Origin of the sequence: Nonomuraea coxensis DSM 45129 (genome assembly GCF_019397265.1) — a bacterium.
GTDB lineage: Bacteria > Actinomycetota > Actinomycetes > Streptosporangiales > Streptosporangiaceae > Nonomuraea > Nonomuraea coxensis.
In genome coordinates this window covers 321,388-335,525 of sequence record NZ_CP068985.1, presented here as the reverse complement: position 1 = coordinate 335,525, position 14,138 = coordinate 321,388, and the positions used below count along the sequence as shown (strand labels likewise).

Annotated in this window: 14 protein-coding genes and 1 tRNA gene; 8 read left to right on the top strand and 7 right to left on the bottom strand. The window is 69.3% G+C overall.

The window, feature by feature from the left end; genetic code table 11:
• Positions 1–12: 12 nt before the first annotated feature.
• Positions 13–2,289 carry a transglycosylase domain-containing protein gene (locus Nocox_RS01595; protein WP_051112525.1) on the top strand — a complete coding sequence of 759 codons (2,277 nt, stop codon included), beginning with the start codon at positions 13–15 and terminating at the stop codon, positions 2,287–2,289.
• A gap of 150 nt (positions 2,290–2,439) precedes the next feature.
• On the opposite strand, the gene Nocox_RS01590 is transcribed toward Nocox_RS01595, so the two are convergent.
• Entirely contained in the window at positions 2,440–2,898 is a 459-nt protein-coding gene (locus Nocox_RS01590; protein WP_026214208.1) for a GatB/YqeY domain-containing protein, read from the bottom strand.
• An 89-nt stretch (positions 2,899–2,987) separates the two neighbouring features.
• Here Nocox_RS01590 and Nocox_RS01585 point away from each other — a divergent pair, with 89 nt between their 5' ends.
• The 3 genes from Nocox_RS01585 to Nocox_RS01575 all read left to right on the top strand — a co-directional run bounded on the left by Nocox_RS01585 (position 2,988) and on the right by Nocox_RS01575 (position 4,310).
• Complete coding sequence (locus tag Nocox_RS01585; RefSeq protein ID WP_051112524.1) at positions 2,988–3,854, top strand: metallophosphoesterase; 867 nt, start codon at positions 2,988–2,990, stop codon at positions 3,852–3,854.
• Between the two features lie 66 nt (positions 3,855–3,920).
• A tRNA-Pro gene (locus Nocox_RS01580) sits at positions 3,921–3,994 on the top strand.
• Positions 3,995–4,088: 94 nt separating this feature from the next.
• On the top strand, positions 4,089–4,310 hold the full coding sequence (locus Nocox_RS01575) for a hypothetical protein (protein WP_026214206.1): 222 nt from the start codon (positions 4,089–4,091) through the stop codon (positions 4,308–4,310).
• Between the two features lie 67 nt (positions 4,311–4,377).
• On the opposite strand, the gene Nocox_RS01570 is transcribed toward Nocox_RS01575, so the two are convergent.
• On the bottom strand, positions 4,378–5,382 hold the full coding sequence (locus Nocox_RS01570; protein WP_020542545.1) for a helix-turn-helix transcriptional regulator: 1,005 nt from the start codon (positions 5,380–5,382) through the stop codon (positions 4,378–4,380).
• Positions 5,383–5,491: 109 nt separating this feature from the next.
• On the opposite strand from Nocox_RS01570, the gene Nocox_RS01565 reads away from it, so the two are divergent.
• From Nocox_RS01565 to Nocox_RS01550, 4 genes are all read left to right on the top strand, one after another.
• Positions 5,492–6,634, top strand: a complete 1,143-nt coding sequence (locus Nocox_RS01565; protein WP_020542544.1) for an epoxide hydrolase family protein — start codon at positions 5,492–5,494, stop codon at positions 6,632–6,634.
• Between the two features lie 397 nt (positions 6,635–7,031).
• On the top strand, positions 7,032–7,949 hold the full coding sequence (locus Nocox_RS01560) for a pyridoxamine 5'-phosphate oxidase family protein (RefSeq protein ID WP_026214204.1): 918 nt from the start codon (positions 7,032–7,034) through the stop codon (positions 7,947–7,949).
• Positions 7,950–7,983: 34 nt separating this feature from the next.
• Positions 7,984–8,313, top strand: a complete 330-nt coding sequence (locus tag Nocox_RS01555; protein ID WP_157382962.1) for a hypothetical protein — start codon at positions 7,984–7,986, stop codon at positions 8,311–8,313.
• Complete coding sequence (locus Nocox_RS01550) at positions 8,301–9,200, top strand: phosphotransferase (RefSeq protein ID WP_246649725.1); 900 nt, start codon at positions 8,301–8,303, stop codon at positions 9,198–9,200. The genes Nocox_RS01555 and Nocox_RS01550 overlap by 13 nt, the downstream gene beginning before the upstream one ends.
• A 43-nt stretch (positions 9,201–9,243) precedes the next feature.
• Here the strand turns inward: Nocox_RS01550 and Nocox_RS01545 are convergent, their stop codons facing one another.
• The 5 genes from Nocox_RS01545 to Nocox_RS01525 form a co-directional block, all read right to left on the bottom strand.
• Positions 9,244–10,176, bottom strand: a complete 933-nt coding sequence (locus Nocox_RS01545; RefSeq protein ID WP_246649724.1) for a serine hydrolase domain-containing protein — start codon at positions 10,174–10,176, stop codon at positions 9,244–9,246.
• 345 nt (positions 10,177–10,521) lie between these two features.
• Entirely contained in the window at positions 10,522–11,997 is a 1,476-nt protein-coding gene (locus tag Nocox_RS01540; RefSeq protein ID WP_020542539.1) for a sensor histidine kinase, read from the bottom strand.
• Positions 11,994–12,698, bottom strand: a complete 705-nt coding sequence (locus Nocox_RS01535) for a response regulator transcription factor (RefSeq protein ID WP_211212588.1) — start codon at positions 12,696–12,698, stop codon at positions 11,994–11,996. Before Nocox_RS01535 ends, Nocox_RS01540 begins: the two co-directional genes overlap by 4 nt.
• A 147-nt stretch (positions 12,699–12,845) precedes the next feature.
• Positions 12,846–13,793, bottom strand: coding sequence for a hypothetical protein (locus Nocox_RS01530; protein WP_020542537.1), 948 nt, complete (start codon positions 13,791–13,793; stop codon positions 12,846–12,848).
• Complete coding sequence (locus Nocox_RS01525; protein ID WP_084685531.1) at positions 13,790–14,107, bottom strand: PadR family transcriptional regulator; 318 nt, start codon at positions 14,105–14,107, stop codon at positions 13,790–13,792. Before Nocox_RS01525 ends, Nocox_RS01530 begins: the two co-directional genes overlap by 4 nt.
• Positions 14,108–14,138 lie beyond the last annotated feature (31 nt).

Here is a 14,138-nt window from a genome sequence, read left to right as displayed (position 1 = left end):
ACCCTTGGTACCGTGCAAGCGCAGCGCAAAGATCGGCCCAATCCCGTCCTGACCCTGGTGCGACTGATCATCGCCGCGACCGCGGCCGGGGTGCTCGCGGCCGCCGTGGCCCTGCCCGCGGTCGGCGGAGCCGGGATGTCGACCAAGAGCGCGCTTGAGGGGCTCAACCTCAAGCCGGAAGAGCTGGACGAGCCGCCTCTTCCCGAACGCACCAAGATCCTCGACGCCAACGGCAAGCAGATCGCGCTCTTCTACTACGAGAACCGCCAGTCGGTGACCCTCGACCAGGTGGCGCCGATCATGCGCGAGGCGCTGATCGCGATCGAGGACTTCCGTTTCTACCAGCACGGACCGATCGACGTGGAGGGAACCGCCAGAGCGCTGGTGAAGAATCTCACCAGCGGCGGCGTGACGCAGGGCGGCTCCTCGATCACCCAGCAGTACGTCAAGCAGGTTCTGGTCAACGCCGCCGAGACGCCGGAGGAGCAGGCGGCGGCCATCGCCCCCACGGTCTCCCGCAAGCTGTCCGAGCTGCGCTACGCGATGGCGATCGAGAAGAAATACTCCAAGGACCAGATCCTGGAGAAATACCTCAACATCGCCTATTTCGGTGCCGGAGCGCACGGCATCCAGGCCGCCGCCAGGCGCTTCTTCGACAAGCCCGCCTCCAAGCTCAACCTCGCCGAGGCCGCCACGCTGGCCGGCGCCGTCCAGAACCCGGCACGCACCGACCCCAACGTCGGCCCCGAGTCCCGCGAGCGGCTGCTGCAGCGGCGCAACACCGTCCTCGACCGGATGGTCGAGATCGGCAAGATCTCGGCGCAGGACGCCGCCGCGGCCAAGGAGAAGAAGCTCGGCTACAAGGACGTCGAGTTCCCCGGCGGCTGCGAGGAGAGCGAATACCCGTACTTCTGCCTCTACGTCCAGTACGAGATCCTCAACAACGAGGAGTTCGGCAAGAACCCCGACGAGCGCAGGAAGCTGCTCCAGCGGGGCGGCCTGACGATCAAGACCACGATCGACCCCAAGATGCAGGCCGCCGCCGAGAAGGCGATCAAGAAGTACGTGTCCACCAAGGACAAGCCCGTGGCCTCGCAGGCCATGGTCGTTCCCGGCACCGGCGAGATCAAGGCGATGGCCGCCTCGCGCAAGTTCGGCGGGAGCAAGAAGAAGAACGAGATGAGCTACAACATCGTGGCCGACGCCGCGCACGGCGGCGGCCGCGGGTTCCAGCAGGGCTCGACGGCCAAGGTCTACACGCTGGCGGCGGCCCTGGAGGAGGGCCTGAAGTACGGCGACGGCTTCCCCGCCCCCGCCGGCTACAAGGCCGACGCCTACAGCACGTTCAAGAACTGCAAGGGCGAGAACGTCGGCGACCCCGGCCACACCGTCATGAACTCCAGCGAGGGCGGCGGCGGCTTCAAGACCCTGGAGACCGGCACCTGGGGCTCGGTCAACACCTTCTTCCTGCGGCTTGAGCAGAAGGTCGGGCTCTGCGACACGGTCAAGATGGCCAAGAAGCTCGGCGTCAAGCGCGCCGACGGCAACAAGCTGTCGGAGGTGGAGACGTTCACGCTCGGCGTCAACGAGGTCGACCCGGTGACGATCGCCAGCTCGTACGCGGTGTTCGCCTCACGCGGCCAATACTGCAAGCCGCTCGCGATCACCGAGATCACCGACCGCAACGGCAAGGTGAAGCAGTACAAGCCGAAGTGCTCCCAGGTGCTGGAGGAGGAGGTCGCCGACGCGGTCAGCGGCATCCTGTCCGGGGTGTTCACCAAGGGCACGATGACCGAGGTCGGCGGCATCGGACGGGACGCGGCCGGCAAGACCGGAACGACGGACAACTACATGTCCGCCTGGTTCGCCGGCTACACCCCCAACCTGGCCTCCGCCGTATCGCTCGGCGACCCGCGCGGCGCCGCGAACCACGAGCTGATCGGCATCACCATCGGCGGGCGCTACTACTCGTACGTGTACGGCGCGTCGATCTCCGGGCGCATCTGGAAGGACTCCATGATCCAGGCGCTGAAGGGGGTCGAGCCGGTCGACTTCAGGCCGGTGGACCGCTCGCGCTTCGGCGGGTGCACCGACCACTGCGCGCCCAAGCCCAAGAAGAAGAAGGACGACAGGAAGCCCGGCGACCGCGACAACCCGTTCGACATCTTCAACCCGCCGGACAACGAGGACCGCGGCTTGGGCGACAACGGGCGCGGCCGTGACGACAACGGGCGGGGGCGCGGTGGCGACATCGGCCCGGCCATCGTGCCGGGCTTCGGCGGCGACTGACCTCCGGCTCCGCTCGGTGCGCCTGGGCCTCCTGCCGTCGCCAGGAGGCCCTGTGGCCGCCGTAGAACCACCCAGAAGCGCCGCAACACCCCCGAGGACTCCAAGGGGCGCCGGCTGCCGCCCGGAGCCTTCCTGAGCCCTCTGGAGCAGCTATTGGGCGGCGAGGCGGGCGCGTACCGTGGCGGCCACCCGCCCGCCCTCGGCGCGGCCCGCGACCCGCGGGTTCACGGCCTTCATGACCTGCCCCATCGCCTGCGGCCCCGACGCGCCCGTCTCCGCGATCGCCGCGTCCACCAGCACGACCAGCTCCTCGTCGGACAGCTGCGCCGGGAGGTACTCCTCCAGCACCGCCTGCTCGTCCAGCTCCGCCTGAGCCTGCTCGGCGCGCCCGGCGTTGCCGAACGCCTCTGCCGCCTCCTTCCGCTTCTTGGCCTCCTTCGTGAGGACCTTGATGACCTCGTCGTCGGAAAGCTCCCTGGCCTCCTTGCCGGAGACCTCCTCGACGTTGACCGCGGCCAAAGCCATCCGGATCGTCCGGAGACGTACCTCGTCGCGGCTCTTCATCGAGGCCGTGAGGTCGGCCTTCAGCTTGTCCTTCAATGCGCTCATGCGGTCCATCTTGCCGTCTGCGCGGACACCTCGTGCCCGATGTCGGGCATCATGAGTGGGTGAGGAAAGCCGTCGCAGTGCCCCTGTCCATGTTCGGTCTCGGCCTGGCCGGGCTGGGTTACGCGTCCGTGGTCGAGCGCAACTGGTTCCGGCTGCGCCGCTTCGACGTCCCCGTCCTGGAGCGCGGCCAGCGCCCGGTGCGCATCCTCCACCTGTCCGACCTGCATCTGACGCCACGCCGCTCGATGCTCATCACGTGGGTCCGCTCCCTCGGCGAGCTCAAGCCCGACCTGGTGGTCAACACCGGCGACTCCATCGCCCACCCGGACGCCGTCCCCGCGCTCCTCCACGCCCTGGAGCCCCTGCTCTCCCGTCCCGGCCTGTTCGTCTACGGCTCCAACGACCTCTACGCCCCCAAGCCGAAGAACCCGGCCCGCTACCTCTGGCGCACCTCCAAGAACGAGCGCCGCCAGCACGTCCCCAACCTCCCCTGGGAGGAGCTGGGCGCCGGCATGGCCGCCGAGGGCTGGCTCGACATGAACAACACCACGGCCCGCATCAAGGTCGGCGACCTCGACGTGGCCGTGGCCGGCATCCACGACTCCCACATCTCCCGCGACCGCTACGACCTCGTCGCCGGCCCGGCCCCCGCCGACGCCGACCTGCGCCTCGGCGTCATGCACTCCCCCGAGCCGCGCAACATGAGCCTCTTCGCCGCCGACGGCTACCAGCTCCTGCTGGCCGGCCACACGCACGGCGGCCAGCTCTGCGTCCCCTTCTACGGCGCCCTGGTCACCAACTGCGGCATCGACCGGGCCAGAGTGAAGGGCCTGAGCCGCCACGACGGCTCCTGGCTGCACGTCTCGGCCGGCCTCGGCACCTCGCCGTACGCCCCGGCCCGCTTCGCCTGCTTCCCCGAGGCGTCCCTCCTCACCCTCGTACCGCGCCGCACCTAAAGGCGGTCACAACCACCTTGGGAGTCCGCTAGACTTCTCCAGGTACGCACCGATCGGCGCGTGCACCGGGGTGTAGCGCAGCTTGGCAGCGCGCTTCGTTCGGGACGAAGAGGTCGTGGGTTCAAATCCCGCCACCCCGACAGATGTGCCGCAGGTAGAAGGCCGCTTCCGAAGCTCGGAAGCGGCCTTTCCCGTCTCCTGAGTGACCAACTGCGTGACCATCCTCTTCGGGCGATGCCAGAGAGGCCGTGCCGCGACGCGGCCGCCCTGATCATGGACCACCGGCTGGACATGGTCGCCGGGAACCGCCTGGCCAGGCTCATCTACGGCCGGGAAGTACCCGATGACCCGCGCTTTGTCTCACCCGTCGGCGAGCCGGCGCTGCGCCTGCTGAGCGCGCTCAGCGGGGATGGACATCCCACGGTGAACGGCCTGCCGGCAACGAACGTGTCATGAGCCACAAGAAGCCGCCGGCGTCGGCGATCGGCGGGGTCGACGTCGCAGGTGATGCGACCGGCGGCGTCTACGCCGAGGGATGGCTGCTGTGCGCGGAGCAGGCAGAGGCTCGCCGGCTGGCGTCGATCGCGCGCTGGTAGCGCTTCGTCAGGTCGTGCAGCGCGTCAACCAGTTCCGGCGCGTCAACGATCGTGAAGTCCGCGTCCAGCAGGCCCAGATGGAGGGCGAGCATCTGCGGATGGTCCGAGCCTGGCTCGAAGGCGCACCGGTCCTCGCCAAGGGACTCCACCTCCACGGGGATCGGCAGCCGACCTCGCACGTACGACGCGGGCGCGTGCACGATCACCCGTGCCCGGTACCGCCAGGTCGCCTCGCCGGCTCCGCGGGCCACCTGCGCCGTGATCTCCGGGTCGGGCGGTAGCTCACGGGGCATGAAGCGCGGCCCGGCCGGCGTCCGCGGCTCGATCCGGTCGACCCGGAAGGTACGCCAGGCGTCCCGGTCCAGGTCCCAGGCCACCAGGTACCAGCGCCGCCGGTCGTTCACCAGGCGGTACGGCTCGACCGAGCGCCGGCTGGCCGCGCCGGCATGCGCCCGATAGTCGAACCGGAGCCGCTCATGGTCCCGGCACGCGCTCGCGATCACGGTCAGCACGTCCGGATCCACCTGCGGGCCAGGCGACGGCATCGGCAGCGCGTACGACTGGAAGGCGCTGACCTGGTGGCGCAGCCGCGCGGGAAGCACCTGCTGCAGCTTGGCCAGCGCACGCACCGAGGTCTCCTCGATGCCCGCGATCGAGCCGTTCGCGGCGGTACGCAATCCGACGGCGACCGCTACCGCCTCCTCGTCGTCCAGCAGCAGCGGCGGCAGGGCGCCGCCCGTGCCGAGCCGGTACCCGCCGGCCACACCCGGCCGCGCGTCGACCGGATAGCCCAGCCCGCGCAACCGGCCGATGTCATTACGGATGGTGCGGGTGGTGACGCCGAGCCGGGTGGCGAGCTCGGTACCGGTCCAGTCGCGTTGAGCCTGCAGCAGGGACAGCAGGCGCAGCAGCCGCGCCGAGGTTCCTGACATTCTTCGATCCTGACGACTATCTAGGAACGATCCTTTCCCTCATTGTCCCTACTCTTCTCCACGTGAGCGCAAGAGCGCCCGGACAACCCCCAGGCCGTACCGGCCTCTGTTGACTAGGAGAAGCGCCATCAGCGACGGCATCCAGCCTTTCCGCATCGAGATCTCCCAGGCCGACGTCGATCACCTGCACCACAGGCTCGCCGACGCCCGCTGGCCCGACGAGTTGCCCGGCGTGGAGTGGGCCCGCGGCATACCGCCGGCCTACCTGAGGGAACTCGCCGAGTACTGGCGCACGCAGTACGACTGGCGCGCTCAGGAGGCGCGGCTCAACCAGTACCCGCAGTTCACCACCGAGATCGACGGCCAGCGCATCCACTTCCTGCACGTCAGGTCCGACCAGCCCGACGCGAAACCGCTGCTGATCACCCACGGATACCCCAGCTCCGTCGCCGAGTTCCTGCACCTGATCGAGCCGCTGGTCAACCCGGTTGAGGGTCAGGCCTTCCATGTCGTCGCCCCGTCCCTGCCCGGGTACGCCTTCTCCACCCCGCTGGGCGGGACGGGCTGGGCGATGGGTCGCACCGCACGCGCCTGGGCCGAGCTGATGCGCCGGCTCGGCTACGAGCGGTACGGCGTGCACGGCGGCGACGTCGGCGCGGGCGTGTCCGGCATGGTCGCCGACCTCGACGGCGAGCACGTCATCGGCGTACACGTGGTGACCGATCCACTGACTGCCGCGAGCACCGCCACCTTCCTGCCCGGAATGGCGGACCGGCTGAATGAGAACGACCCGGTCGACAAGCTGATCCTGGACCGGATGGACGCCTTCACCAGGGAGGGTTCCGGCTACCTGGCGATCCAGAACAGCCGGCCGCAGACCATTGGCTACGGGCTGGTCGACTCGCCGCTGCTGCAGCTCGCCTGGATCGCCGAGAAGTTCCACGAGTGGACCGACCTGCCGATCGGCCGCGACCAGTTGCTCACCACGGTCAGCCTGTACTGGTTCACCGGCTGCGGCGCCACTGCCGCGCACACCCTGTACGAGCAGGCGCACTCCTCGGACTGGGGTGCGCCGCCGGCCGTACCGCAGGGGTTCGCGGTCTTCGGAGCGGACGACACCGTACGAAGGCTGGTCCCGGCGCCGGCCGACGCGCACTGGACCGAGTTCCGGCACGGCAGGCACTTCCCGGCGATAGAGGCCCCGGCCGAGTTGGCCGCGGACCTGCAAGCCTTCTTCGCACCGCTGAAGTGACCGATGTGCTGAGCCGGCGTGGCCTCACCCGGGCCGCGCCGACTCGCCGGCATGCCGAGAGTAGCGAGGAAAGGCGAGGTCTCCGGGTTGACGCGGGCCTGCGTCTGGCTTTTCGAGGTCGATGCGTCGAATGTGTCCCGCGTATGGATTCGTTGGGCGACCGCGACTGCTCAAACGATGGGCGAGGTCAAGCAGAGCGATCTCTGTGATGATCAACTCGCCCCCATGCAGGCCAATGCCGTAGCTACCAGCAAGATCGCTATCTGACGGCATCGGGGAGTGCGGTGCTGACGCGTCGCGGCGTTGACCTCAACCGCGGTTCAGGTTGTAGCGTCCCGCTTCGGCGGCTGGGGCGATTTTCCCATGCCTGCAGCCGATTCCGTTGAGAGGATTGTGAATGCAGCTAGATTCGGATGTGCTCGAAGTCCTGTCCGAAGTGAAGGTCCTGGAACTGGGCACGATCGCTCGCGACGGGGGTCTTGACGTCCGCCCGATGGCGGCGACCTGGATCGCCGACACCCAGCAGATCGCGATCACGACTCCGCTCGCGTACGCACAGAAAACGTTCAACATCCGGCGGGACGGCCGGGTGTCGGTGCTGTACTCGGACTTCACCGGAAGCGGGCTTTCCGGCAAGTCCGCCATCCTGGTCCAGGGCGTCGCCACCGCGCCGGACGTGGTGGCCAGGCCGGAGGACATCAAGGAGTACTGGCGGGAGCTGTTCCGCAAGACTCCCGGCCTGACCGAGGAGTTCGCCTCCGACGAGGCCAAGGCCACGATGGACTGGTACTACCTGCGCCTGCCGGTCTTCGTGACGCCCGAGCGGGTGCATGTGCTCGAGCCGGTCGAGGCCGGCGGTTCCTTCGAGCCGTTTCCGCCGTGGGGCGCGCCGATGGGCGAGCAGATCGAGGACGCCCTCACCCGCTACCCGTCGGCGGCCTTCGCCTCGCGGGACGCGGGTGGTCACCCGTACGCCGTGCGCGCCAGGATCTCGGCGGGTGACGATGGCAAGCTGCGGGTCCGCACCGCGCAGGACTTCGAGGGCCGGATCGGACCGGCGACCCTGCTGTGGCACCGGCACAACGGGCAGTCCGGCGACATGTGCTCGCTGCACGTCGCGGGCACTGCGATCGGGTCCGGCACGGAGTGGGAGTTCCACCCGGAGCGCATTCCGGGCTCGTCGGCCGCCGACGACGGTGCCAACGACGACTGGATCGCCGACGCGCGTGCCCGCACCGAGCGCTACCTCAAGCGGCGCGGGATCACCCCGGCGCCGATCGACTGGGCCGAGCTGGCGGTCCTGGCTCGGGCATGACGGCGGTCGAAGTCCTCTCCGGCGTCCTGTGCCCGTGATCCCTCGCCAGGTCCTGGACGCAGCCATCGCCACGCACGGATACCGGGAGCGTCGCGTCGACGGGCGTGCCGGCCGTGGTGCCGAGGCGACGCCTGGCGCGTGGCTGAACGGCCGGCGGGTGATGGCGATCGACGGGTTCGTCGTGGACCTGCCCGACACCGAGGCCAACGTCGCTGAGTTCGGCCGCGACAGCGCGGGCGGGTATGAGACCGCCTTTCCACAGGCCCGGGTGGTGGCCATCAGCGAGTGCGCCGGCCACGACGTCACCGAAGTGCCTGCTCTGGGAGAGGATGTCTCGTCCAAGGAAAGTCAATGGGAGAGATGACCGGAATGCCCGAGCCTGCCGACGCGATCACCGACGAGTTGCTGGAGATCGCCGACGCCCTTCTTCCCGGCCACTCCCTGGACGGCGCGCGGGTCACAGCGGGCAACCTGCACCACGTCGTCCTCGTTCCGGGAACGGCGGCGGTGCGGGTGAGCAAGCGTCCGTCGTCGGCGGAGGAGATGCCGCGCCGCATGGAGGTCCTGCGGGAGGTCGCCGAGGCCGGGCTGCCGTTCGCGGTGCCGGAGCCGCTCACGCCCGTGACCCGGTTCGGGGAGCGCGCGGCGGTCGCCGTCTCCTGGATCGACGGGAAGGCACAGCCGGAGGGGCAGGGCGACCCTGAGCAGATCGGGAGACTGCTCAGGGCTGTCCGGGAGGTAGCCGTCACGCCACGCCTTGGGCGGTTGCTCAACGCACCGAGGGATCAGGGGTGGGGCGAGGTCCTGGCTGACGAGGTCGTTCCGCGGCTGCCGGACAGGTGGCGGAGCGAGGTTCACCGGCGTCTGGAGGCGGCCATGGCCTTAAAGGCCGTGCCGGACGCGCTGGTCCACGGTGATCTGGGCGGCGCCAACGTGCACTGGAGCCGGGACGGCGAACTCGTCGGCGTCCTGGACTGGGATCAGGCCCACCTGTTCGACCCCGCCGTCGACGCGGCTCTGATGGCCTGGCACGGCTGGGACACCGTCAAGAAGGCGGTGGACCCCGACACCTACCGGCGCGCCCGGATCTACGACGCCGTGTTCGGCGTCGGGCATCTCGTCGGGGTCCTGGACGGCCGTCCGCTGGTGAACGTCGAGGGGTACGTACGCAGCATCGTCGACTGGCTTGAGAAGAACGCCTGGCCCACGGGCTCCGAAGTCGCGGGGGAGGCCGCCGCCTTCTCCTCCTGAGCGGGCCCGGTGGAGAAGGCGGCGGCCGAGAAACTCCTTTCGGTCACTTGGTCCGGGTGCGGGCCACCTCGGCGGCCACGGCGCGGAGGACGGTGAAGGCCTCCTCCAGGTCGATCTGGCCGCCAGGTGTCGAGGTGACCGACTTGACGATGACCACATCATGCTTCGGCGAGACGTAGATGTGCTGGCCGCCGAACCCGGTCGCCATGTAGTCCTTCTCGCCGCCGCCGCCCAGCCACCAGTGCAGGCCGTACCGTTCGTTGAAGGAGGCGGACGGCTTGGTCGATCGCCGCACCCAGGAAGCGGGCACGACCTGCTTGCCGTTCGCCTTGCCGCCCCGCAGGTAGAGCAGGCCGAAGCGGGCGAAATCGCGGTCGGTGGCGTAGTAGCAGCAGTAGCCGAGGTTGTCGCCGGAGGAGTCGTTGCCCAGCAGCAGGGACGACTCCATCCCCGCCGGCTTCCAGATCTTCTCCTGGACGTACCGGTGGTACGGCATGCCCGTCGTCTGCCCGATGAGCCGGGCGAGCACGAAGGAGTTGACGCTGGTGTACTCGAACCGGCTGCCCGGCTTCCAGCCGCGCTTCTGCCGCGCCGCGAAGTTCTTCAGCGGCCGCCCGCGCTGCGCGAGGGCCTGCAACTGCGGCGCTCCCTTGGTCTCCTCCCACTCGATGCCCGAGGACATGCGCAGCAAATTCTTGATGCTCACGCCGTCGAAACCGGAGCCCTTCAACTCGGGCAGATAACGGGTCACCGGGTCCTCGATCGAGCGGATGTGCCCCTCGTCCAGGGCTATGCCGATCGCCGCCGAGGTGAAGGACTTCGCCACCGACCAGGACTGGAACCGCATGTTACGGTCGGCGCCGACGTAGCGTTCGAGGACGACGTCCTGGCCGTCGAGGACGACGAAGCCGTTGGTCTTGCTGGCTGTGAGGAAGTCGTCGAGCGTATGCTCCTCCCCCTTATAGGTGTAGTTCACCGCGAGCTTTCTCGGCGCGTCGCGCAACACGACGGGGTTTCTCGACGGGTGTACCAGGTCTGTGCCGATTGCCGCGGAGGCCGTCTCCGCGCTCGCCGGAGCGGCGAGCGCGGACGAGGTGGTCTGGGCGAGAGCCGGATCCGGGGCGCTCAAGGGAATCACGGCGGCGGCCACCGCCAGGGCGGCGACCGCCAGCCTCCCTGTGTGTCTCGGTCGGCGACGAGCGGTGCTGGGGTGGGACACGTTCCCTCCTGTGAACCGTCGCGGGCCACATGCCCGCGTATCGTCACGAGAGAGTGGCGGGTCTTCTTGGCATATTTCTGGGAACGGAGCCGAGCGTCTCCGTCAACGCCGGAACACCGCCAGCCAGGCACCCCGATCCGCAGACCGGCTCGCGCTTTCGTGGGCGGGCTGCCGCTCGCCTCCCGCCTCTGGTAGGCGTACCACGAAGAGGGTGCCCGGTCCATCTTCGGGATCCGTCACCTCGACCTCGCCCCCGTGCAGTCTCGCCTGCTGCCGTACCAGTGTGAGCCCGAGTCCGGAGCCCGGGCTGGCCGCGCCGCGATGGAACCGGTCGAAGATCTTCTCCCGTTCGGTGACCGGGATCCCCCTTCCGCGATCCCGTACGGACAGCACCACGCCCCCGGCGCTCTCGGCTCTCTCGGCCGTCAGCGTCAGCGTGACCTCGACCCGCCCCGCCTCGTCCGCCCCGTGGATCGCCGCGTTGTCGAGGAGGTTGTCCACGATCACGCGCAGCCCTTCCTCCCAGCCCCGCACCCGCGCCATGCCCGCCTCCGCCAGGGTGATCGTCGCCTGCGGATGGCGCCGGCGCGCGTTCTCGACGGCGTCCGCGACGATGTCGGCCAGATCGAGGTCGGTGAACGTCGTGGTGTCCACGAGTTCGCCACGGGCGAGCCCGCGCAGCAAGGTGATCAGCCGTTGCAGGCGCAGGTGCTCCCCCTCCAGGTCGGCGATGATCTCGGCCTGGTCGTCCGGACCCAGGCCGGGATGACGCAGCAGGCCGAGGTTGGTTCCCATGCTGGTCAGCGGGGTGCGCAGCTCGTGCGCCACGGTCGCGGCGAAGGCACGGGCGATCTCCAGCGCCTCTCCGGTACGGCTCACGGCCTCGTCGCGCCGGGCCAGCGACTCGTTGAGCAGGGCGGCCAGCTCGTCGATCTCGGTGACCCGGGAGGCGGTGCCCAGGCGCACCGTTCCGGGCGCCGACCGGCCGAGCTCGCGGGCCTGCCGCCGCAGCACCACCAAGGGATGCACCGCGAACCGCCCGAGCACGAGCCCGGCGCCGACCCCGGCCGCCGCCGCGATCAGCGTCACGGCCCCCAGACGGCGCCGGAGCAGTGCGATCTGCCGCTCAAGGCGCTGTTCCGGTTCGAACACCCAGATGCGGGCGAGGTTGCCGGCTGGGCCGAGATCGGCGGCGACGTACCGCCACCGTCGCTCCCCCTCGGTGTAGCCGCCGGGGCCGTCCACGGTGGGGGCGGGCCGGCCGCGCGGCGTGTCCCCGATGACGAGCACCTCGGCGCCGGGCACGTCCACCACCACTCCGCCCGGGTTGTCGGCGCCCAGCGCGGCGCCGGTCAGTCGCTGGGCGAGAAAGTCCGGGCGCGTCCCCTGTCTGAGCCGGTAGGTCCAGACGTACGCCTTGGCCATGGGGGTCAGCGCGCTGAGCCGCGCCTCCAGTCTCCGGTCGCGTTCGGCACGCAGATCGGCGCTCACCAGGCCCAGCACCAGCACGCCCGCGAGCAGCACCAGCAGCGGCACGATCGCCGCGAGGCACACCACGAACCGGGTGGACAGCCTCACGCGGGGGCGTCCCGCAGCACGAAGCCGACCCCGCGTACGGTGTGCACCATCCGCGGCTCGCCGTCCGCCTCCAGCTTGCGCCGCAGATACCCGATGAAGGTGTCCACCGCGTTGTCGGTCACCTCGAAGTCGTAGCCCCACACCCGCTCCAGCAGCACCTGCCGGGTCAGGACGATCCCGGCGTTGAGCGCGAGCACCTCCAGCAGCTCGAACTCGCGCCGGGTCAGCTCGACCCGCCGTCCGTTCACGGTCACGCGCCGGGTGGCGGGATCGATGGACAACGGCCCTACGCGTACGGCCTCTCCTCCGGGCCCGTCACCGGCCGCCGCGCGGCCCGCCCGCCGCAGCAGGGCCCGTAAGCGCAGCACCAGTTCTCTGAGGTCGTAGGGCTTGACCACGTAGTCGTCGGCGCCCGCCGCCAGGCCGGCCACCCGGTCGGCGACCTCGTCCAGCGCGGAGAGCATGAGCACGGGCACCTCCGCCCCCCGCTGCCGTAACCGCGCACACACCTCGATGCCGGACATCCCGGGCATCGACACGTCCAGCACGATCGCGTCCGGCGGCTCGCTCTCCGCGATCTCCAGCGCCGCCGGCCCGGACCCGGCCGTCCGGACCTCGAAGCCTTCCAGGCGAAGCCCCCGCCGCAGCGAGCGCAGGATCGCGGGATCGTCGTCCACCGCGAGAATGCGATACTCGCCCATCCTTGTCCCCCCGTGCATGCCCCCGAGCCAGCCGGCGGAAGAACCTGTGCTGTGATCGCATGCTAGAGGGAGGAAAGGTAACCTGTCGGTGATATCACCACAAAGTGGCCCGCCCGATCCCAGCGACGGCGAGACCTTCTCGCGTGCTCACCGCTGGATCCCGGAGCTGTTGCGCTCACCTCTCCGGGCCTTGACCTTCACTCCCCAGTGCTTCCGCAGCCGCTCAACACCCGCGTTGACGGCCACCACGGCGGGCAGCGTGTAGAAAGCCGAGCCCCAGCCCTGCTCAAGGAACACGTTGACGATGGCGAACGCCATCAAAGGACCGAGCAGCCCCCACGTTCGACTTTCGGCGGCGAGGATCCAGCACATGAGCCGATACGTTCGATAGAACCTCGGTTGATCCGGGGCGCGCAGGGCCGCGCGGAGTTGACAGACCCTCCTCAGTTGCTGGAGGGCGTACATGACCTGCAGCGCCCGGGTGGCCTTGGCCTCGGCAAGGGCCTGGAGCTCGCCGCAGAACTCGTTCGCGAAGCGGGCACGATACCGGTCGGGCAGAAGCCAGAGCTCAACTCTGATGAGGTGCTCGCTGACGCGAGACACCGTGGATTCCCGTGTGCGACCGCCGGTCACCTCGTCGTCCGCTTTCAGCACCCAGTGCTCTCTCAGCTCCTCGGCAATCGCATTGCTCGCTTCGAAGGCGGCCGACAAGGCCGAGCAGAATGGGTATGTGAGAGCGTCGGTCGCCTCGGAGGCGGTGAAACCGGCGCAGGCGCAGACGAAGTCCAGTTCCCGCGCGACAGCGCGGGCCAGATTGTAGGCGCTGCCGAGGTCGGCATTGCTCGCGAGTTCGGATGCGAGTTCGCGAGCAAGGGTCAGAGACTCGTCGAACTCGCGAGCGAAGGCGTAATAGGAGCCGTATCGACCGGCGCCGGCGCCTGCCGACTGCACCCACCGCAGAGCGTCGGCGAACCTGTGATCGAGATTCGGCGCCTGGTCCAGCTCGAGGATGAGGCTGTCAGCGAGACCTCGGATGTGCGCGAGGCGTTGACGGTCCAACTCGACGGCGCCTGAACCAGCGCGCTTCTCGCTCACGTCGCCTCACCGGCTCTCTTGAACCGATGTCCCAGCAGGCTGGAGAGCTTTGCCTGGGTCCGGGCGAGTGCGGTGCGGGCGTGTTCCGCTCCATCCGGTGTCAGCCGATAGTAGCGGCGGCGGGGACGTCCGACTTCTCGTGGATCTACGTCTTCGGGGCGGGATTCAAGCCACCCGACACCCTCGAAGCGAACGAGAATGGGGTGGATCGTACCGGGAGCGAGGCCCGCGGCTTGACAGATCTCGAGTCCGTACATCTCGCGCGTGGGGTCTTCGAGGAGGGCTCGGAGAACGAGCTGGGTGGGGATGGTCATGCGGGGCGTCTTACCCATGGTCGAACTCTAA